This window comes from Mesorhizobium sp. ANAO-SY3R2, from assembly GCF_042466635.1.
GTDB lineage: Bacteria > Pseudomonadota > Alphaproteobacteria > Rhizobiales > Rhizobiaceae > Aminobacter.
In genome coordinates, this window is the sequence record NZ_CP159953.1 from 259,839 (window position 1) to 278,778 (window position 18,940).

The 18,940-nt window shown below is 64.0% G+C and carries 18 protein-coding genes; 2 read left to right on the forward strand and 16 right to left on the reverse strand.

Features of this window, described 5'->3' with window-relative positions; all coding sequences use genetic code 11:
* Positions 1 to 103 precede the first annotated feature (103 nt).
* Positions 104 to 307, forward strand: coding sequence for a hypothetical protein (locus ABSY17_RS02475; RefSeq protein ID WP_378941240.1), 204 nt, complete (start codon positions 104 to 106; stop codon positions 305 to 307).
* Positions 308 to 352: 45 nt separating this feature from the next.
* On the opposite strand, the gene ABSY17_RS02480 is transcribed toward ABSY17_RS02475, so the two are convergent.
* The 8 genes from ABSY17_RS02480 to ABSY17_RS02515 all read right to left on the reverse strand — a co-directional run bounded on the left by ABSY17_RS02480 (position 353) and on the right by ABSY17_RS02515 (position 8,939).
* Entirely contained in the window at positions 353 to 2,044 is a 1,692-nt protein-coding gene (locus tag ABSY17_RS02480) for an aconitase X (protein WP_378941241.1), read from the reverse strand.
* A complete protein-coding gene (locus tag ABSY17_RS02485; protein ID WP_378941243.1) occupies positions 2,041 to 3,042 on the reverse strand; it encodes a 4-hydroxyproline epimerase in 1,002 nt (333 codons plus the stop codon). Before ABSY17_RS02485 ends, ABSY17_RS02480 begins: the two co-directional genes overlap by 4 nt.
* Before the next feature lie 14 nt (positions 3,043 to 3,056).
* Entirely contained in the window at positions 3,057 to 4,304 is a 1,248-nt protein-coding gene (locus ABSY17_RS02490; RefSeq protein WP_378941244.1) for an NAD(P)/FAD-dependent oxidoreductase, read from the reverse strand.
* Positions 4,305 to 4,308: 4 nt separating this feature from the next.
* Complete coding sequence (locus ABSY17_RS02495) at positions 4,309 to 5,031, reverse strand: amino acid ABC transporter ATP-binding protein (protein ID WP_378941245.1); 723 nt, start codon at positions 5,029 to 5,031, stop codon at positions 4,309 to 4,311.
* Entirely contained in the window at positions 5,024 to 5,677 is a 654-nt protein-coding gene (locus tag ABSY17_RS02500; protein WP_378941247.1) for an amino acid ABC transporter permease, read from the reverse strand. Before ABSY17_RS02500 ends, ABSY17_RS02495 begins: the two co-directional genes overlap by 8 nt.
* Positions 5,678 to 5,689: 12 nt before the next feature.
* The gene (locus ABSY17_RS02505) at positions 5,690 to 6,355 is read right to left on the reverse strand and encodes an amino acid ABC transporter permease (RefSeq protein WP_378941248.1); all 666 of its coding nucleotides are present in this window, start codon (positions 6,353 to 6,355) and stop codon (positions 5,690 to 5,692) included.
* A 69-nt stretch (positions 6,356 to 6,424) separates the two neighbouring features.
* Positions 6,425 to 7,231: a transporter substrate-binding domain-containing protein gene (locus ABSY17_RS02510; protein ID WP_378941249.1), complete on the reverse strand. Its 807-nt coding sequence runs from the start codon at positions 7,229 to 7,231 to the stop codon at positions 6,425 to 6,427.
* A gap of 190 nt (positions 7,232 to 7,421) precedes the next feature.
* Positions 7,422 to 8,939, reverse strand: coding sequence for an aldehyde dehydrogenase (NADP(+)) (locus ABSY17_RS02515; protein WP_378941250.1), 1,518 nt, complete (start codon positions 8,937 to 8,939; stop codon positions 7,422 to 7,424).
* 150 nt (positions 8,940 to 9,089) lie between these two features.
* Here ABSY17_RS02515 and ABSY17_RS02520 point away from each other — a divergent pair, with 150 nt between their 5' ends.
* Positions 9,090 to 10,127, forward strand: a complete 1,038-nt coding sequence (locus ABSY17_RS02520) for an Ldh family oxidoreductase (RefSeq protein WP_378941251.1) — start codon at positions 9,090 to 9,092, stop codon at positions 10,125 to 10,127.
* 264 nt (positions 10,128 to 10,391) lie between these two features.
* Here the strand turns inward: ABSY17_RS02520 and ABSY17_RS02525 are convergent, their stop codons facing one another.
* From ABSY17_RS02525 to ABSY17_RS02560, 8 genes are all read right to left on the reverse strand, one after another.
* Entirely contained in the window at positions 10,392 to 11,354 is a 963-nt protein-coding gene (locus ABSY17_RS02525) for a dihydrodipicolinate synthase family protein (RefSeq protein WP_378941253.1), read from the reverse strand.
* Between the two features lie 125 nt (positions 11,355 to 11,479).
* Positions 11,480 to 12,184: a GntR family transcriptional regulator gene (locus tag ABSY17_RS02530; RefSeq protein WP_378941254.1), complete on the reverse strand. Its 705-nt coding sequence runs from the start codon at positions 12,182 to 12,184 to the stop codon at positions 11,480 to 11,482.
* Positions 12,185 to 12,469: 285 nt separating this feature from the next.
* Entirely contained in the window at positions 12,470 to 13,213 is a 744-nt protein-coding gene (locus tag ABSY17_RS02535) for an SDR family NAD(P)-dependent oxidoreductase (protein ID WP_378941255.1), read from the reverse strand.
* 34 nt (positions 13,214 to 13,247) lie between these two features.
* A complete protein-coding gene (gene ppaT / locus ABSY17_RS02540) occupies positions 13,248 to 14,426 on the reverse strand; it encodes a pyridoxamine--pyruvate transaminase (protein ID WP_378941257.1) in 1,179 nt (392 codons plus the stop codon).
* Between the two features lie 25 nt (positions 14,427 to 14,451).
* Entirely contained in the window at positions 14,452 to 15,258 is an 807-nt protein-coding gene (locus tag ABSY17_RS02545) for an N-acyl homoserine lactonase family protein (RefSeq protein ID WP_378941258.1), read from the reverse strand.
* Between the two features lie 61 nt (positions 15,259 to 15,319).
* A complete protein-coding gene (locus ABSY17_RS02550) occupies positions 15,320 to 16,255 on the reverse strand; it encodes an ABC transporter permease (RefSeq protein WP_378941259.1) in 936 nt (311 codons plus the stop codon).
* 3 nt (positions 16,256 to 16,258) lie between these two features.
* The gene (locus tag ABSY17_RS02555; protein WP_378941260.1) at positions 16,259 to 17,353 is read right to left on the reverse strand and encodes an ABC transporter permease; all 1,095 of its coding nucleotides are present in this window, start codon (positions 17,351 to 17,353) and stop codon (positions 16,259 to 16,261) included.
* On the reverse strand, positions 17,350 to 18,921 hold the full coding sequence (locus ABSY17_RS02560; RefSeq protein ID WP_378941261.1) for an ABC transporter ATP-binding protein: 1,572 nt from the start codon (positions 18,919 to 18,921) through the stop codon (positions 17,350 to 17,352). Before ABSY17_RS02560 ends, ABSY17_RS02555 begins: the two co-directional genes overlap by 4 nt.
* Positions 18,922 to 18,940 lie beyond the last annotated feature (19 nt).

Consider the following 18,940-nt stretch of genomic DNA (forward strand, 5'->3'; position numbering starts at 1 on the left):
GCGCGCCGGCATTCGCCTTCAAGGCTGGGTAACTCGCTAAATCGTGTAAGCTGCAGGCATACCGACCCTGCCCTGCCCAGGCATCCAATCCAGAACAGCGGAAATGGAGGGCCTCTCCGAGCATCACGAAATGGGTCGTGGGCGCGGCCAGCATCACGAACTGGATGTTTCCAGCATGCTCTCGCACAGTGATGTCGGGCCAACTCGGCCGTGGCAGATTTCCGATGCGATAGCGCAGCGGCGTTCGGTACCGACGCCCATGGCGCTGACGGTTATCCCGAAATCAGGCATAGGGAAGCTGACGTGACAGAGATCACGTCAGCTGTTTTCACAAGATGTATGGGGCAACTCCTCAGGAGAGCCAGTCAGGCAGGCGCTCCGGAACATGCCCGGTCAGTGCCGCAGTCACGCAATCGGCGAGGTTGCCGAAGCGCACTGCGCGACCGGAGAGGCCGGGACCGTAGTGGGCATACTTGCCGGAATTCGTCATCAGCGACCGGGTCCGCTTCGGGAACACCGGTTCAGAGATCGAGCACCAGCAAAGGTCGGGCAGCACCTGCACGCCGCTTTCCTCCAGGCGCGCCAGCGTGCCGTCGGAGCGGGCATCTGATATGACCTGGTGGCCGGCGGTGACAATCACCGCGACTGCAGGGTGCCGCTTGCGTCCGTCGAGTGCGGCGGCCAGCATCCGGCATTCGTCAAGCGACGCGTGCGGGCTGCCGATAGCGACGAGTTCCACCTGCTCGGGCCCTGCGTTCAGGATCTTCCACGCGGCAAGCATGTCGGCCCGAGTGATGGTTGCGCGGTCGGCATCGTCGGCAGCCGCACTATCTGCTTCGGGCGTCACCCCTTCGACATGTAGCATGGGTGCCGCCGAGGTCGTGCCGAAGGCCGCGCACAGCGCCTTGAGGTCGTCGCGCGTGGGTCGAGCCGAGGCCAGTCCGCGCAGGAGCGGGATGCGATCGGGTGCCGCACGGCCGGCGAGGTAGCCAACCAACGGCCAGAAGGCATCGTCGACGGCCTCTGGCAGATCGACGTCGATGACGCGTCGGGCCTTGCGATGGATGTCGAGATAGACGCCCGACAGCGGCGCGCGCCCCGTGAGCGCAATGCAGAGGTCGAGGAAGTCAGGATGCTTGGCCGTCCGCGCGCCGAGCACGGTGTTGGCAAAGATGACGGCGTTGGATTCCGCCCAGGCGATCGTTTCGCCCCGTTCGGGAGCGCTGTCGAGCAGATAGGGCGAGCAGGTGAATGTCGGCCGGCAGCCCATGCGGACATAGGCGTCGGCCAACCGCGCCGCCGGGCCACCGAAATCGTCCGGCACGCCTTGCGCCTGCCAGTTGGCGCGATCGACCGAAATGGCGTTCATCGTCGACGGCACACGGACGCGCGCGCCCATGTCGGCCATCTTTTCGGCAAAGGTCAGGTTCGCCGGGCTGGCATAGATGCAGCCATCGATATGGACCTGCGTCACATCAACCAGCCCACGCGCGCCCTGTTGTGCCGCCATGGCCGAGATGATGCGCATCGCCTGCTGCACGGCCACGCCGTCGCGGCCATCGAGCATGGCGCGGTCGGCCTCGGTAAGTTCGAGTTCGGAAGTAGCCGGCGGACTGACCGATAGCACGAGGCCGTCGGCCTCAATGGCAGTGTCGGTGATCCGCGCCGATTTCGCACGCGACAGAGCCTTATAGGCCTCGGGCGCCAGCCGCAGCACCGGCAGAGGCTTGCCGAACAGCTCGGAAGCAATCAGCGCACCAAGCGTCAGCACGTCCTCGGCTTCTGAAAACACCAGCGCCGTCGGCGCACGACCGGTCAGCACGAGGTCCAGAAGCACGCCCGAGCCGGTGCAGGAGCCGCGGCTCGACGGCATCATCAGGATGCTGCCGGTGAGGCACGTCCCGTGCAGCGGATGGTGCACGTCGATGACGCTACCGGTGGCGGGGTCGACCCCGCCCCAGAAGCTGAGCGCCTCCCTGGACGCGATTATCGGCCCGCTGGCCGTACCGCCCAGGATGCTGCGCGCGGGCGCTTGCTGGCTCATTTCACCACGAAGCCGTGCGCGAACGGGTCGCGGTCGTCGATGAAGATCGTGTTGATACCGGTCTGCCGCGCCCAGCCCGCGATGGAGGGGATGATCGCGTCGCGATCGGCGACCTTCGTCGCGGCCTCGACCCGGCCCTTGAAGATCGAGCCGATGATCGATTCATGCCAGAACTCGTCGCCAACCTTCAGCTTGCCCTTGGCGGCGAGCTGCGCCATGCGGGCCGAGGTGCCGGTGCCGCAGGGCGAGCGGTCGATGGCCTTCTCGCCATAGAACACGGCGTTGCGGGCGTGCGCCCCTTCGACCGTCGGCTTGCCGGTCCACTGGATGTGGCTGAGGCCCTGGATTTGCGGGTGCTCGGGGTGGATGAATTCGTATTTTTCGTTGAGTGCTGCGCGCAGCTTCGGGCTCCAGCCCACCAGCTCGCCCGCCGTGTGATCGGCCATATCGCGAAAGTTCTTCTGCGGCTCGACGATGGCGTAGAAATTGCCGCCATAGGCGACGTCGACCACGATCTCGCCCAGACCCTCGACCTCCGCGGTCAGGCCTTCGGCATAGAGGAAGCCCGGAACGTTGGTGAGGCGCACTTCCTCGACGAAACGACCCTCCTGGCGATAGGTGATGTCGACCTTGCCGGCGGGCGCGTCGATCGACAGCTTGCCCGGCTCGCGCGGCGTGATCAGGCCGTTCTCGATCGCCATGGTGATGGTGCCGATCGTGCCGTGGCCGCACATCGGCAGGCAGCCCGAAGTTTCGATGAACAGCACGGCGACGTCGCAGTCGGGCCGCGTCGGCGGATAGAGGATCGAACCAGACATCATGTCATGGCCGCGCGGCTCATACATCAGGCCAGTGCGGATCCAGTCGAACTCGCGCAGGAAGTGCGCGCGCCTTTCCAGCATGTTCGCGCCCTCAAGGCGCGGGCCGCCGCCCGAAACGAGGCGGACGGGATTTCCGCACGTATGTCCGTCGATGCACGAGAAAGTATGGTTGGCCATGGTGGAGACCCCTGTCAGAATCTTTGAGGCGAGAAGGATGCAATGTCGATGGCGGGCGCCTTGCCGGTCAAGAGGTCGGCGACGATCCGGGCGGTGCCCGCCGATTGGGTCAGGCCGAGATGGCCGTGGCCGAATGCGTAGATGATGCGTGGCGTGGCGCGGGCCTGGCCGATGGCCGGCAGGCTGTCGGGCAGCGACGGGCGGAAGCCCATCCATTGCACCCCGCCGCCCGGCTTGAGACCGGGCAGGAAAGCCTGCGCCTTTTTCAGCATGGCCTCCGAGCGGCGGAAATTCGGAGCCAGCTTCAGGCCGCCGAGTTCCACCGCCCCGCCGACGCGGATGCCGGTGGACAGGCGGGTGACGACGAAGCCATGGCCGCCAAACGTGACCTGGGTGCGCAGGTCGAAGGCATCTGATGGCAGCGTGGTGTTATAGCCGCGCTCGGTTTCCAGCGGGATGCTCTCGCCCAGCGTCCTGGCGATGCGATGCGAGAAGGCACCGGCCGACAGAACCACTTTTGCGGCACGCCGGGTGTTGCCGTCGGCCGATACGATCTCGACTCCGCTGTCGAGCGGCCGCAGCGCCGTCACCTCGGCGCGTTCGATGGTCCCGCCCGCTGCGCGGAAATGCTCGGCCAGCGCCAACGTGTAGAGCTTCGGATCGGCAATCGAGTACCAGCCGGGCGTGAACGTGCCATGGGTGAAGCGCGGCGCAAGACCGGGCTGAATCTCAGCCATGTCGGCCGCGTTGAGGTGATGGAACTCGATCCCATGCTCCTCCCGCACCTTCCAGCCCGGCAGCGATGCCTTGAGCTCTGCCTCGCCCTCATAAACCTGGAGATTGCCGTTCTTGCGCAGCATCGGCATCGTGCCTGTCTGCTCAAGGAAAGGCTCGAGTTCCGCCTTCGACAGATCCATCAGCGCAGTCTGCGCCGTGGTCGAATGCGCCACGCGCTTCGCCGAGCAGGCTCGCCAGAAGCGGAACATCCACGGCGCGATCTGCACGGCGTAGGCGGGCGGTACCGACAGCGGGCCGAGCGGATCGAGCAGCCATTTCGGTGCCTTCCGCAGGATGCCCGGCGACGCCAGCGGCAAAATGTCGGTGAAGGCGAAAGCCCCGGCATTGCCGGCGGAAGCACCAGCGGCCGGACCCTCGCGATCGAGCACGGTGACCGAAAGACCGCGCGCCTGGGCGGCAATCGCCGCCGAGAGCCCTACGACCCCTGCCCCGATGACGATGACGTCGGCCTGTTCTTTCATCATGCCCTCAATGCGTCGCGGCAAGGAACTTCTTGGTCTCGGGATGCTGGGGCGCGTCGAACAGCTGCTCCGGCACCGCGATCTCAGCCATGACGCCCTGATGGAAGAAGGCCACGCGGTCGGAGACCTCGCGCGCGAACTTCATCTCATGGGTCACGCAGATCATCGTCATGCCTTCGGAAGCGAGCATGCGCAGCGTGTCCAGCACTTCGCCGACCAACATCGGATCAAGCGCCGAGGTCACCTCGTCGAACAGCATATAGGTAGGCGACATGGCGAGCGCACGTGCGATGGCCATGCGCTGCTGCTGGCCGCCCGACATGCGGTTCGGATAAACCAGAAGCTTCTCGGCGAGGCCGACATGGGTCAGCTGCTTCACCGCAATCTCCTCGGCCTTGTCCTTCGACAGGCCGAGCACCTTGCGGGGCGCGAGCATCACGTTTTCAAGCACGGTCAGATGCGGGAAGGCATTCCACTGCTGGAAGACGATGCCCACCTTCTGGCGCAGCTTGTTGAGGTCGGTGCTCCTGGCATGGACCTCGGTGCCGTCGATCACGATGCGGCCCGAATCGATCGGCTCCAGCCCGTTGATGCAGGTAAGCAGCGTCGACTTTCCGGAGCCCGAGCCGCCGATGATGGTGACCACCTCGCCCTTCTGGACGGTAAGGTTGATACCCTTGAGGACCTCCAGCGAGCCGAAGGATTTGCGGACGTTTTCGATCTCAATCATTGGGGGACCACCGTTTTTCGAGATACCCGCCAAGTCGGGCGATGGGGAAGCTGAGGAGGAAGTAGATGGCGCCGCAGATCAGCAGGATGAACAACGGCTCCTGCAGGCGGGTGACGAGAATCTGCGAGGCGCGCAGAAGTTCGATCAGTCCAAGCCAGAGTACGAGCGCGGAGTCCTTCATGACGCCAAGCGTCAGGCCGATCCACGAAGGCAGCGAAACGCGGATGGCAAGCGGCGCCACGATATAGCGCATGTCCTGCCACCAGGTCATGCCGAGCGAGCGGGCCGCGCGACGGGTAGTCCCCGGCACGGAGTCGATGCCGCCGCGAACGATTTCGGTGCAATAGGCCGCGGTATAGAGCGACAGCACCACGCAGGAGGTCGTGAACGGTGGCCAGCCCAGCTTCATGATGGACTGCAAGGCATTGCCCAGTACGAGCTGGATCAGCAAAGGGACCGAGCGGAACACGTCGAGGACGAAGGTCAGGGGCGCGGCCCAGTATGGGCCGAACTGGAAGCGGATGACGCCGAACAGGACACCGAGCACGGTGCCGGCGGCGACAGAAACGGCGGTGACGGCAAGCGTCATTCCGGCGCCTTGCGCAAGGAAGGCGAGATCACTCCATGTAAGGGCAGTGTTAAACATCTCTCACCTGTCTCAGTAGCGGAACATGCGCGAGGCGAAGGCCCGGGCAGCCAGCGTCACGGCCTTGGCGATCAGATAGTAGATCACCGCAGCCAGGGCGAAGAATTCGAAGGTGCGGAAGGAGCGGGCATTCAGTTCCTGCGTAACCCCGGCGAGATCGGTATTCATGCCGACGGTGACGCCAAGCGAGGTCATCAGGATCGCCCAGACCATCTGGTTGGTGGCCGGCAGGAAGGCAACGCGCAGCATCTGCGGCAGCACGATCAGCCGGAAGGCCTGCAGCGAGGTCATCCCCAGCGAGCGCCCGGCGCGTGTCTGGGTCTCCGGGATGGCCTTGAGCGCGCCACGGAAATTCTCGGCCAGGTAGCCTGCATTGTTGAAGGCGATGCCAATCAGGAGCGACGTGAACGGGCTCAGGTGGATGCCGAAATTGCCGAGCCCGAAATGGGCCATGTAGATCTGGAACAGCGCGGGCGTATTTCGCGCCACTTCGACCCAGGCGGTAGCGAAGCCGCCGAGAATGCGGTTGCCGGACAGCCGGAACAACGTGAGCGCGATGGCCAGTGCCAGGCCGATGGCCATGGACAGAAGCGCTACCTGTAGCGTGACCAGCGCGCCGTCGAGCATCTGAGGCAATGCCTTGAGCGCCTGGTTCCAATGGAAGGTGTAGTTGAACATTACCGTCTCACCTTACGAAGGATCAACGGCGCGAGGTGTATGCCTCGCGCCGTCGGGAAAACGGTCAGATTAGCGGTAAACGCCGTTAACCGACAGGGACGGTAGCTCGCCGCCGACCCACTTTTCATAGAGTTCGGCATAGCGGCCGGTGCGGACCTGCTGGTTGATGAACAGGTTGAGGTAGTTGATGAGGCCGTATTCCTCACGATTGGTGAAGAGGGCGACATAGTCGATGTCGAAGGGTGCCTTGCCGACCACCGAGATGCCGGCGAACTTGCCGGTCTTCACATTGGCCTGCGCGACGGTCGAAGTGGATACGGTAGCGTCGATCTGGCCCTGGCTGAGAGCGAGGAACACATCGGCCTGCGTCTGGTAGGGGCGGAACTCGCCCACGCCCCATTCCTTGACCTGCTTCTCGAGCGCGATGGCCTCGAAGGTGCCGGCGGTTGCGCCCACGATCTTGCCCTTCATATCCTCGAAGGACTTGACGCCCGACTTCTCGTTGGCGGTGACCGCCATCTCGAAGGCGAAGTAGGGAATCGACATGCCCACGGTCTTGGCGCGCTCGAGCGTGTCGGAGGTCGAGGCAACGCCCACGTCGACGCGGCCCGACATCAGCGCCGGAATGCGCTCGGGGAACGGCGTCTCGACGATCTCGGCGGTGACGCCGAGCGACTTGGCCAGATCGTTGCAGTAATCGACGTCGAAGCCGATCGGATTGTTGTTCTCGTCGCGCGAGCCCATCGGCGCGAAGTCGAGAACGACCGCGCAGCGCAGCGTACCCGACGCGATGATGTCGTCCAGCTTGTCGGCGTGAGCCTGGCTGGTCAGTGCGGTAGCGGCCATGAGGCCGAAGGCGAGGACCGAGGTTTTCATGTTGCACTCTCTCCCTGAGTTGTCTTGGTCTGTCGGTTGACGGCGGCGCACTAAATCGCGTCGGAGAGCGTAAATCAACGTAAAAATACAAGGCGTATACAAAAAGTATATGACGGAGCGTCATTTCCGTGACGCAGAGAGCGGACCTTCCCTTATGTAAGGCCCGCCCTCGCAAGGTCGAGAGTGTGGCTCAGCCGAAGAAGTCCTCGGGCAGCAGGCCTTCAGGCATGTTCTGGTAGGATACAGGGCGCAGGAACCGGCGGATGGACATCGTGCCGACGCTCGTTGCGCCGAAGTTGGTCGAGGCCGGATAGGGTCCGCCATGCACCATCGAATCGACCACTTCGACCCCGGTGGGGAACCCATTGACCAGCACGCGGCCTGCTTTCCGCTCCAGCACCGGGCGGAGGCGGCGTGCTGCTTCGAGATCGCCCTCATCCATATGGATGGTTGCGGTCAGCTGGCCTTCGAACCCGCGCGCGATCTGCTCCATCTCGTCGAGCGAGCCGACCCGGACGACCATGCCGAGCGGCCCGAAGACCTCCTCGCCCAAGGCATGGTCGGCAAGAAACTGCGCGCCCGTCGTCTCGAACAGGTTCGGGGTGGCGGCACGGCCGGACGATTCGGTCACGAGCAGCGGCTTGACCGTGTTTCGCATGGCAAAGCGTGCCTGGCCGTCGTGATAGGCCTTGGCGATGCCGTCGGTCAGCATGGTCTGCGGTCCCACCTTGGCAAGTTCCTCGACCGTGGCTCCGACGAAGCGGTCGGCATCAGCGCCATCGATCACAACCGCGATGCCGGGATTGGTGCAGAACTGACCTGCACCCATGGTGAGCGAACCCGCCCAGCCCTGGCCCAGTGACTCGGCCCGTGCCTCCAGCGCCTCGGGAAGCAGCAGCATCGGGTTGACCGAGCCGAGCTCGCCAAAGAACGGGATCGGCTCCGGTCGCGCCGCGCAGAGATCGAAGAGCGCACGACCTCCGGCAAGCGAGCCGGTGAAGCCCACTGCCTTGATCAGCGGATGCTGCACCAGCGCATGACCGACCTCGCGGCTGCCGCCCTGGATCAGCGAAAATACGCCAGGGTGCACGCCGGTCCTGGCAATGGCAGCCTCGATGGCCTGGGCCACGATCTCGCCGGTGCCGGGATGCGCCGAATGGCCCTTTACCACGACAGGGCAGCCGGCTGCTAGCGCAGCCGCGGTGTCGCCACCGGCGGTCGAAAAGGCGAGCGGGAAATTCGAGGCGCCGAAGACCGCCACCGGCCCCACCGGCCGCTGGGCAAGCCTGATTTCCGGGCGCGGCGCCGGCTGGCGGTCGCGCATTGCCGCGTCCAGGCGGCGATCGAGATAGTCGCCCTTCTCGATGTGGTCGGCAAACAGCCTGAGTTGGCCGGTCGTGCGGCCTCGTTCGCCCTGCAGCCGCGCCTCGGGCAGGCCGGTTTCCTGGCTGCCGATCTCGGTGATGTCAGCGGCGCGGGCTTCGATCTCCTCGGCGATGGCGCGCAGGAAAGTGGCACGCTCCTTGCGCGAGGAATAGCCGTAGCTCCAGAACGCATCTTCGGCAGCCTCACAGGCGCGGTTCACCACTTCCACAGTGCCGGCGGCAAAGTGATGCACCGGGCCGTGCGCGGGGGCACTCGCGAAGGTACCGGCGCCATCGAGCCATTCGCCCGCGACGAGGTGTTTTCCTTTGGGGGTGAAGGCCATGGGAGGTTCCTTTCTGAATGACCCGGCGCGCCGCTCGGCGTCGAACGGCCCGCAGTCGAATTGCACTTGTCGAATATTTGTATACTCTATGTATGCAGAATTTCAACCGCACCGCCCGTTCCGGTCGGACCCAGGCATGAGAGAGACAAAATGAGTGAGACCACCACCCTGGCAATTAGCGCGCTGCATGAGCGCGTCGAGGCGATCTTCCGCAAGGCAGGGCTGAACGCCATCCAGGCGGGGGCCGTCGCCCGGGTGATTGTGGCCGGGGAGCGCGACGCCTGCAAATCGCACGGCATCTACCGGATCGAAGGCGCGCTGCGCACGGTCAAGGCAGGCAAGGTGAAGCCGGACGCCGTGCCGGAGCTCGTGCAGCAGGAAGGCTCGGCGATCGTCAGGGTGAACGCCAGGAACGGATTTGCCAATCCCGCCTTCGAACTCGGCGTGCCGGTACTCGCCGAACGCGCCCGCTCTTGCGGCCTTGCGGCCCTGGTCATCAACGACTGCACCCATTTCTCCGCCCTCTGGCCGGAGGTGGAGGCACTGACCGAACAGGGTCTCGCCGGAATCGTCATGTGCCCGAGCTACGCCTCGGTGGCGCCATCTGGCGGCAACAAGCCGCTGCTCGGCACGAACCCCTTCGCCTTCGGCTGGCCGCGGAAGGACAAGTCGCCCTATGTGTTCGACTTCGCTACCTCGGTCGCGGCGCGCGGCGAGATCGAACTGCACCGCCGCGCCGGCAAGCCCTTGCCCGAAGGCTGGGCGATCGATGCGGAAGGCCATCCGACGACCGATCCGGAGGCCGCGCTCGCCGGGGCCATGCTGCCCTTCGGCGGCCACAAGGGATCGGCCATCGGCACGATGATCGAGCTGTTGGCCGGGATCATGATCGGCGACCTGACCAGTCCGGAAGTGCTCGAATATCTTGGCACCACGACGCTGTCGCCACCCCACGGCGAACTCATCATCGCCTTTTCGCCCGAAGCCTTCGCTGCAGGCCGCCCCGGCGATCCCTTCGCCCGCGCGGAGACGCTGTTCGAGGCCATCGCCGGCCAGGGCGCCCGCCTGCCCTCGCAGCGCCGCTATGTTGCGCGCGCGAAGTCGGAGGCCCAAGGCATCGTGCTTTCAGCTGCCGAGATGGAACAGCTCGACCGCCTTCTCGCACTCGGCCTCCACGCCGTCTCGTAAGCCTTCACCGCCACTTCCCGGCACCCGCTTCAACCTCCGGCCCTGATCCAGGGGCGGAGGTTTTTTTGTCGCCCGGTGGCCGAGCGCCCCCTCCCCCGGACAAGCAAAAGGCCCTCCCGCTGGGAGAGCCTCCAACAATGCGCCCGCCAGAGGCGGCCCGCCTTGCGTCATCCCGGTCCTAATCCGGGGGCTGCGGCACCGTTTGCGCAAAAGAAAAGGCCCTCCCGGTGGGAGGGCCTTCTCGAAGGCGAAGGTACTGTGCGATCAGCCTTTGTACTTCTGCACGGCGCCCGGGAGCTTGCTCCACTCGGCATACCAGGTGTCGAACAGCTTGAGCTGGGCTTCGACATAGCCGCGCTGGCTTTCAGAGAGCGCGTCGGTCTCGTTGAAGTGCAGCGTGTATTCCTTATCGCCCTTCAGCACCATCATGTGCTTGAAGTAGAGGACCAGGTCCGGGCCTTCGTCGAAGGAAGAGAGGACGGCGAGCGCCTGCTCCAGTTCGAGCGCGCGCTGGCGGGCCTCCGCATCACCGGCGGCGGCGGCGCGTGCCAGATTGCACATGTGCAGGACTTCCTTCGGCAGCACGACGCCGATACCGGTGATGGCGCCGGTCGCGCCGCAGTTCACGAAGCCCTGGAACACGCAGGTGTCGACGCCGATCATCAGGAGGACGTCGTCATCGCGGCTGGTGATGTGCTCGGCCGCATAGCGCATGTCGGCCGCACCACCGAACTCCTTGAAGCCGATGAGGTTCGGGTGCTCGGCGCGCAGCGCGAAGAACAGGTCGGCGCGGGTGGCGTAGCCGTAGTAGGGGCTGTTGTAGATGACCGCCGGCAGGTCCGGGGCGGCCGACAGAATGGCCTTGAAATGGTTCTTCTGGGCAGCGACGACCGTAGCGCGCGACAGGACGCGCGGGATGACCATCAGGCCCTGCGCACCGACCTTCTGGGCATGCGCGGCATGCGCGACGGCCGTGGCGGTGTTGACGGCACCGGTGCCGACGATGACCGGCACGCCGGCCTTAACCAGGCGTTCCACGCCTTCCATGCGCTGTTCGTCGGTCAGCAGCGGCCAGTCACCCATCGAGCCGCAATAGACGACGGCCGACATTCCCTGTGCAATCAACTCCTTGCCCTTGCGGACCAAGGCATCGAAGTCAGGGCTGCGGTCCTCTTTGCAAGGGGTCATCAGTGCGGGAATTACGCCAGTGAAAATCTCGGTTTTCATCTCAAACTCCTTTTGGCCTGTCGCATCGGCAGAGACCGCCACGCCATATCAGACGCCCGAGTCCGTGCCCTCGCCTCGAATTATACTCTTTGGATTTTATTTGTCGACAAGAAATCGACAAGGACTCACAACGCCACCTCCAGCCGCTCGTTTCGGGTAAATAGCTTCTGGATCTGGTCCACGATCTGCTCGGCATGCGCCTTGGCCAGGCGATCGGCCGCCTCGACGTCGCGAGCTGCTATGACCGCGATCATTTCCTCATGCTCGTCGACGAAGCGCTGCGGCAGCCGGTCCTCATAGGACTGGTAGTAAAGCCTGAGGATGCGCCGCCCCTCGTCGAGGAGCCGGTTGAAGAGGCTGGTGAAATACGGATTGCGGCCGGCTTCCGAAATCGCCTGATGCAGGGCCGCATTTGTGGCGATCATGGCCAGCGCATCCTGAGCCTGCACGGCGGCGGCGAATTCAGCCTGGTGGGCGCGGATCACCTTGAGGTCCTCTGCGCGGTGATGCTGGGCCGCCAGCCGCGTCGTGACGCGGTACATCAGCACCAGCGCGTCGAAATAGGTGTGCATGTTCAGGAAGTCGATGTTCGACACCATCGTCGAGCGATTGGGCAAAGTGGCAATGAGCCCTTCACCCGCCAGCCGCACCAGCGCCTCGCGAATGGGCGTGCGCGACATCTTGAAGCGCTCAGCCAACTGCACCTCGTCGATCGGGCTGCCGGGCGGCAGCACCAGATCAAGGATCTCGTCGCGAAGAAGGTCGTAGACCACCTTCACGCCCGAGCCTCGCTTGCGTTCAGGAATGGACTTGGCTTGGGTATTGCTCATCTGGGAATCCTTTTGTCGACAAGAGGAATACTTTTCCTCGCCAATTGGATCAACAGATTCCGGCAGCGCTGATGGACCGAGGCACGGGAAACCTCGCAAATACACCTCATGTGCCGGCCACGCGCGGCACTGTAGACTTGTTGGATTGCGCGCAACTCAATCGCCGGGTCACCCGCCATGCCGGCTTGAGCGCGGACGAGGAAGATGTCGGAAAGCTCCGCCGGCCGGTCGTGGCGCATGGAGCGCCGAGGCGCGGCAAACCCGGCCGCGCCTCATATTCCGTTTTCAGTGCCGGACCATGCCAGCGTCGACATTCAGCGTCTGGCCGGTGATCCAGCGCGCATCGTCCGAAGCGAGGAACGCAACCACGTCGGCGATATGCTCAGGCTGACCCTTGCCGGGCATCGCCTGAAGCATCTCGACGAAACCGAACGCCTGGTTGTGCGGGCTGTCCTTGATGCCATCGCTCTCGATCAGGCCCGGTGTCACGGCATTGGCGGTGATGTTGTATTTGCCGAGCTCGGTCGCCAGTGCGCGTGTGAAGCCGATCACCCCGCCCTTGGCGGCAACATAGGCAGCCATGTTGGGCGTGCCGGCAAAGAAGGTGTTGGAGGAGATGTTGATGACGCGGCCCGGCTTTTTGGCTGCGCGCATCTGGTCGGTCGCGGCACGGGTTACGAGGAACGTCCCCGTCAGATTGACGTCGATGATCTTGCGCCAGTGATCCAGATCCACATCGTCCCACGCTACGAAGGGCACGATACTGGCATTGTTGACGAGGATGTCGACGCCGCCCAACGTCTCGAGCTCGGAAAAAAGGGCCTTGACCGAGGCCGGATCCGAAACGTCGGCCGCAATGGCGCGCGCCTTGCCGCCGATGGAAGCGGCCGCGGACTTGGCGCCTTCGGCATTGATGTCGCTGATCACGACGGTCGCGCCGTCGGCCGCCAGACGCTTGGCGATTGCCTTGCCGATGCCTTGTGCCGACCCGGTAACCAGGGCGGTCCTTCCTGAAAGCCGTTCACTCATGACCAATCTCCCTCAAATCCTGTTTTGTGAAAATTCATGCGTCTGCGTCGATGACTGCAAGGGCTGCGTCGATGCCCTTGCCGACGGCCAGCTTCTGCCCCATGGCGTTCAGTGCGCCGCCAAGTGCGGTTAGTGCGGCCACCGCGTAGATCGGTTGCGCGGTCGGGCCCATGTGGCCGATGCGCGTGAGTTTGCCGAGCGTCTCGCCACGTCCCGACGAAAAGACCACGCCGTAGCGTTCGCGCACGGCCTGCCGCAGCGCCCCTTCGTCTACGCCTTCTGGCTTGCGTATGGCGGTGGTGGTGGGCGAAGCGATCTTCTCGTTTGCCGCCCAGATCGAAAGCCCCATCGCCGCCGCACCGGCGCGCGTTGCCTTGGCGGTCAGCGCATGGCGCGCCCAGACAGCTTCCGGACCTTCTTTGAGATAAAGGTCAAGTGCCACGTCGAGACCGTTGATCTCGGAAACCGAAGGCGTGAACGGGAAAGGCTTGTCCTTCGACCAGGCATGCTCCCAATCGAGAATGCTGAGCACGGAGGCGCGCGGCGCTGCCGCATTGGCCTTCATCTTGGCCCAGGCGCGATCACTCACGCCCATCATTGTCAGCCCGGGCGGCGCGCCGAGGCACTTGTTCGGGCCGGTCACGTAAAGATCGGCCTTGCAGTCCTCCGGATGGGTCTTCATGCCACCGAAAGACGACACCGCATCGACAATGAAATAGGCACCATGCGCCGCGACGATCGCTCCGATCTCGTCGATCGGGTTGATCGTGCCCGACGGCGTGTCGTGATGGCAGACGGAGACGATTGTGATCTCCGGATGCTTCTTCAACATGTCGGCAACCGCCTGCGGATCGATCGCCTCGTTATATGGCGTCTCGATCTCCAGCAGGTTGTGCGAGTAGCGCTTCGCCCAGTAGCCGAAACCTTTGCCGTACACGCCCGATGCGAGGTTCAGCACGACATCATCGCGGGTGATGAGCGAAGCGGCTGCCGCTTCCAGCCCCATCACCGGTTCGCCCTGCAACAGCACAGGCCGGGTCGACAGGCGCATCGCCTTCTGCGTCTTGGCAACGACATTTTGGTAGAAGAGCTGGAACGCCGGATCGTAATCGTAAAGTACGGTGCGCCCTAGTCCGCGCAGCACGTCCGCATAGGCGTTGACCGGACCCGAGGTGAGCGTAATCACCGGGTCGGCGTTGTCACTGTATCGCATTGTCCTGCTCCAATTCGCCCGCTCGTCAGCCGTAAAACTGCGTGCCGGTCCTGTAGGTTTTGAAATTGTCCATGTCGTGCGAGTACATCAGCTCGGCACCGTGATCCTCGGCGAGCTTCCTTACCCGCCGCATCGAGCTAACGCCCGCCACCGGGTCGATATGAAAGGCCGCCTGGCACAGGGTCTCAAGGCTCTTTTGTGTGTATGCGGCGTCGATCGTGAAAAGGATTGGCTTGCGCTTGGCGAAATCCACCATGAGGCTGTAGTGGCCGATGGAATGGCCCGGCGTCGAAATCAGCCTGACGCCCTTGGCAAGCTCGACGTCGCCCTCGATACCTTCAAAGGTGGAGTTCGCCCGCGTGGTGCCTTCCATCAACTGATCAGTAGCGCCCCGCGCCTCGGCGGCCTCTGCCGAAAAACTCAGATCCGAATAGCCGAGATGTTCGAAAGGCTGCGGGTTGCAGGCCTGCGGCACTTCGCTCTTGTGGCAGAGCTTCTTGGCATGCGGGAAATATTTGTTGCCGCCGCAATGGTCGAAGTGGAAATGCGAGTTGACGACCACGTCGATGTCCTTCGGCTCCAGTCCCAGCAGCGCCAGAGCGCCCGGAATCGTCTGGTCCTTGCTTTGGATCGGCTTTTCGAAGGGCAGGACCTTCATGACGTGGTCATAGTCGAAGCCGGTATCGATCAGGAATCGGCCTTCGGCATGTTCGACCAGGATCGAGTAGACCGGAAAACGCACTTCCCCGCCCGGCCCGCGGTTCCAGTAGACATGGTAGCCGTCGAGCACCAACGAACCGCCGTCGAGCAGATAAACCTTCGTATCGGACATCCTTACCTCCTGTTTGCGCCGCGGCTTCTCCACCGCGACTGGATCGTCACTCGTCTCTTGGTCAGCGCGCACCGCGCTCATAGGGAATGCCAAGCGCCGCAGGCAGGCTTGCCTTGCGACCGAACAGGATGAGCATGACCATCACCGCCAGGAACGGCAGCATCTGGATCACGTCGGTCGGAATATTGATGCCCGCGACCTGCATTGCCGTGGTCAGCGACAGGCAGACGCCGAACAATAGCGCGCCGAACAGCACCCACAGGGGGCGACCGCGCGCCAGCATCGCCAGCACGATGCCGAGGAAGCCTGCGCCGTTTGTGATGAAGGGAATGAAGATGCCGGCGCCGACATTGGCGAGATAGGCGCCGCCCAGACCGGCCAGCGCGCCGGTGGTCAGCACTGCGATTGTGCGGGTACGGATCACATCGATGCCTGCCACGTCGAGCGCGGCTGGCTTGTCGCCCACAGCCTGCAAGTTGAGGCCCAACTGCGTGCGGCGGTAAATGTAGATCATCACGAACACCAGCGCGACCGCTAAATAGACGATCAGATGGTGCTGGAAGAGCGCGGGCCCCAGCACAGGAATGTCGGCGAGAAGCGGAATCGGCGTCTTGTCGGCCGCAGGCAGGCGCGGATAGCTGCGCGAGAACTGGAAATGGTGCAGAAGCGCCGTCAGCCCCTCGAGCCCAAGCGTGAGCGCAATGCCGATCACGATCTGGTTGAGGCCGAGGCGCACGCAGAGCAGCGCCATCACCAGCGCAACCGCCATGCCGCCAAGTGCGCCGACGAGAAAGCCAACCCACAGCGACCCGGAATAAAAGGCACCCACGAAGCCGAGATAGGCCCCGAAGATCATCATGCCCTCGATGCCGATGTTGAGCACCCCTGCCTTTTCCGACATCTGCTCGCCAAGCCCGGCAAGAAGCAGCGGCACGGCGGCGGTGACGGCCCCGAACAGAAGCGCGGCAAGAAAGACTTCGCTGAAAAGTCCAGACATGGCTCAGGCCTTCCGCGATTTGATGAAGTGGTGGTCGATATATTCGGCGACCGCCAGCATGATGAGCACGACGGAAACGAGCACGAGCGTGAAGTGGTGCGGCACCCCAAGCCGGCGCGCGGCGCTTTCGCCGCCGATCGACAGGACCGAAAGCATGAACACAAAGCCGATGGCCGCAAAGCCGTTCATGCGGGCCAGAAACACCATCGGAATGACCGCCATCCCGTAGGCCGGGTTCCAGTCGGCACGGACATTGCCCTGCACGCCGAGAATGTCGACGGCGCCGGCCAGGCCCGCAAGCCCAGCGGAAATCGCAAAGACGGCGATCGTGAGCTTCGGCACGCCAAGGCCGGAATGTACTGCCGCGCGCGGATTGGCGCCTACCACCTGCAGCTTCAGGCCGAAGGCCGTGCGTGTCATCACCAGATGCACGGCGATGATGGCGACCAGCCCCAGCAGCAGACCGCTCGAGATGGTGGTGTCGAACAATCGCGGCAGGCGATCCTCGACCGGCAGCGTCCGCGTCTGCGGAACCGTGGTCGACGGATCGAGGAAGACCAGCTTGACCAGCACATTGGCAAGGGACGTGCCGAGGAAAGTCATCATGAGCGTGGTGATGATCTCGTTGACGCCCTGATAGGCGCGCAGCAGCGCCGGCAACAGCGACCACAGCATCGCCACTGCCGTAGCCAGCAAGAAAGCGCAAGTCAGCGCCAGCCACACCGGCAGAAACTGGACGAGAAACGGGCCGGCGGCAGCCGCGCTCACAGCACCGAGCAGGAATTGCCCGTCGCCACCCAGATTCCACATGCCAGCGCGGAAGGCCACGATGAGGCCGGCAGCCAAAAACAACAGCGGCGCCATGCGTGTCAGCGTCTGCTGCACTCCGAGCGGCGACAGCAGGCCGCGCTCGATGACGAAGCCGTAGTAGGTCAGCGGGTTGACGCCGACCGCCAGCAGGATACAGCCGGCGATGACCAGGGCCGCCAGGATTGGCCCGAGCGTCATCGCAAGCCTGCGCAGCAGATCACTCCGGCCGGCTTCAGGAACGGATGGTTCAAGCGCAGTGGCGCTGGCCTGTGTGGTTTCGACGCTCATGCCGCGAGTCCAATCATAAGGCGTCCGACCCTGGTGCGGGCGTCGCCGGAATTCTCGACCACACCGACCAACGCGCCACCGGACATGACGGCGATGCGGTCGCACATGCTCAACAATTCCTCGAGATCGGTGGAGATCAGGAGTACCGCCATGCCACGCGCGGCGATATCGTGGACGCGCTGTCGCGTCGCCAGCGTATTGGCCAGGTCCAGCCCGTAAGTCGGCTTGTTGAAGATGACCGCCTTCACGCCTTCGGCGAGTTCGCGCGCGATCAGGATTTTTTGGATGTTGCCGCCCGAGAGCCGCCCGATCGGTGTCTTGATGCTCGGCGTACGAACATCGTATTCGCGCACCAGCTCGCCGGCGCGGCGGTCGATCTCCTGCCGCTGCTCGACGCCGTTGCGCCAGAACGGCGAGGTTCCGATCTGCTTGAGAAAGAAATTGATCGACACCGGAAACGTGCTGACGGTGCCCTCGCCCAGCCGGTCGTCGGTCAGATAGCGCAGCCCTTTCTCGCGCCGTTCACCGACTCCGAGCAGATCAAGGCTCTCGCCTGCCAGTCGAACCGATCCACCGCTTGTCGCCAGTTGCCCAGCCAGCGCCTCGGCCAGCTGTTTTTGCCCATTGCCGTCGATACCGGCGATACCAAGCAACTCGCCGGGGCGTATACTGAACGAAATGGAGGCAAGTCCCGGCGCCGTCGCGGTTGCCGGCACAACGAGATCGCGCACCTCCAGAAGCGGGGCAGCGTCAGCAGGGAAGCTGCGCACGACGCGCTCCTGCTCTCCCGGATCATTCTCCTTCTTGCCGAACATCAGTTCCACGATCTCGGCGATGATCTCGCTCTCTCCGAGGGCGCGGAACCGTTCCGGCGTGATTTCGCCAACCTTGCGCCCAAGCTTGAGCACCGAGATGCGATCGCCGAAAGCGGCGGCCTCCTTGAGCTTGTGGGTGATGAAGACGATCGCCAGCCCCTGTTCGACCAGGCGGCGCATCAACGCGCCAAGGTCATCGATGCCTTTGGGCGTCAGCATGGAAGTGGATTCATCGAGGATCAGCAGGCGGCTGTTGCGTAGCATCGAGCGCAGGATTTCCACCTGCTGCTGCTCGCCGAGCGACAACTCCGAAACCTTGGCGTGAAGATTGACAGTGATGCCGAGTGTGCGGCTGATCTCGGCGACGCGTGCCTCCAGTTCTTCGCTCTTCGGGCGCTGCCACCATGAGCCGCCAAGCAACAGATTTTCCGCCACCGTCAGCGTCGGCACCAGCATCATGTGCTGGAACACGGTGCCGATACCCAGCGCCAGCGCATGACGCGGCGAGGTAATCGGCGTCGGCACGCCGTCGACCAGGATGCGCCCTTCGCTCGGCTGCTGCAGGCCCGACAGCATGCTGATGAGGGTGGACTTGCCGGCGCCGTTTTCGCCAAGCAGCACATGCACCTCGCCGGCGCAGATCGAGAGATCGACGCTGTTGTTGGCGACGATGCCGGGGAAACGCTTGGTCACCCGCTCGAGCGTGACGATATCCGGCTTTGCGGCCGTCGGAGATGAAGAAACACTGGTCATGAGAATGCCCGCGGCTCGC

Excerpts from the sequence above, each read along its gene's own strand:
- ABSY17_RS02475 (WP_378941240.1), top strand. The coding sequence starts at position 104 with ATGGAGGGCCTCTCCGAGCATCACGAAATGGGTCGTGGGCGCGGCCAG.
- ABSY17_RS02480 (WP_378941241.1), bottom strand. The coding sequence starts at position 2,044 with ATGAGCCAGCAAGCGCCCGCGCGCAGCATCCTGGGCGGTACGGCCAGC.
- ABSY17_RS02485 (WP_378941243.1), bottom strand. The coding sequence starts at position 3,042 with ATGGCCAACCATACTTTCTCGTGCATCGACGGACATACGTGCGGAAAT.
- ABSY17_RS02490 (WP_378941244.1), bottom strand. The coding sequence starts at position 4,304 with ATGATGAAAGAACAGGCCGACGTCATCGTCATCGGGGCAGGGGTCGTA.
- ABSY17_RS02495 (WP_378941245.1), bottom strand. The coding sequence starts at position 5,031 with ATGATTGAGATCGAAAACGTCCGCAAATCCTTCGGCTCGCTGGAGGTC.
- ABSY17_RS02500 (WP_378941247.1), bottom strand. The coding sequence starts at position 5,677 with ATGTTTAACACTGCCCTTACATGGAGTGATCTCGCCTTCCTTGCGCAA.
- ABSY17_RS02505 (WP_378941248.1), bottom strand. The coding sequence starts at position 6,355 with ATGTTCAACTACACCTTCCATTGGAACCAGGCGCTCAAGGCATTGCCT.
- ABSY17_RS02510 (WP_378941249.1), bottom strand. The coding sequence starts at position 7,231 with ATGAAAACCTCGGTCCTCGCCTTCGGCCTCATGGCCGCTACCGCACTG.
- ABSY17_RS02515 (WP_378941250.1), bottom strand. The coding sequence starts at position 8,939 with ATGGCCTTCACCCCCAAAGGAAAACACCTCGTCGCGGGCGAATGGCTC.
- ABSY17_RS02520 (WP_378941251.1), top strand. The coding sequence starts at position 9,090 with ATGAGTGAGACCACCACCCTGGCAATTAGCGCGCTGCATGAGCGCGTC.
- ABSY17_RS02525 (WP_378941253.1), bottom strand. The coding sequence starts at position 11,354 with ATGAAAACCGAGATTTTCACTGGCGTAATTCCCGCACTGATGACCCCT.
- ABSY17_RS02530 (WP_378941254.1), bottom strand. The coding sequence starts at position 12,184 with ATGAGCAATACCCAAGCCAAGTCCATTCCTGAACGCAAGCGAGGCTCG.
- ABSY17_RS02535 (WP_378941255.1), bottom strand. The coding sequence starts at position 13,213 with ATGAGTGAACGGCTTTCAGGAAGGACCGCCCTGGTTACCGGGTCGGCA.
- ppaT (WP_378941257.1), bottom strand. The coding sequence starts at position 14,426 with ATGCGATACAGTGACAACGCCGACCCGGTGATTACGCTCACCTCGGGT.
- ABSY17_RS02545 (WP_378941258.1), bottom strand. The coding sequence starts at position 15,258 with ATGTCCGATACGAAGGTTTATCTGCTCGACGGCGGTTCGTTGGTGCTC.
- ABSY17_RS02550 (WP_378941259.1), bottom strand. The coding sequence starts at position 16,255 with ATGTCTGGACTTTTCAGCGAAGTCTTTCTTGCCGCGCTTCTGTTCGGG.
- ABSY17_RS02555 (WP_378941260.1), bottom strand. The coding sequence starts at position 17,353 with ATGAGCGTCGAAACCACACAGGCCAGCGCCACTGCGCTTGAACCATCC.
- ABSY17_RS02560 (WP_378941261.1), bottom strand. The coding sequence starts at position 18,921 with ATGACCAGTGTTTCTTCATCTCCGACGGCCGCAAAGCCGGATATCGTC.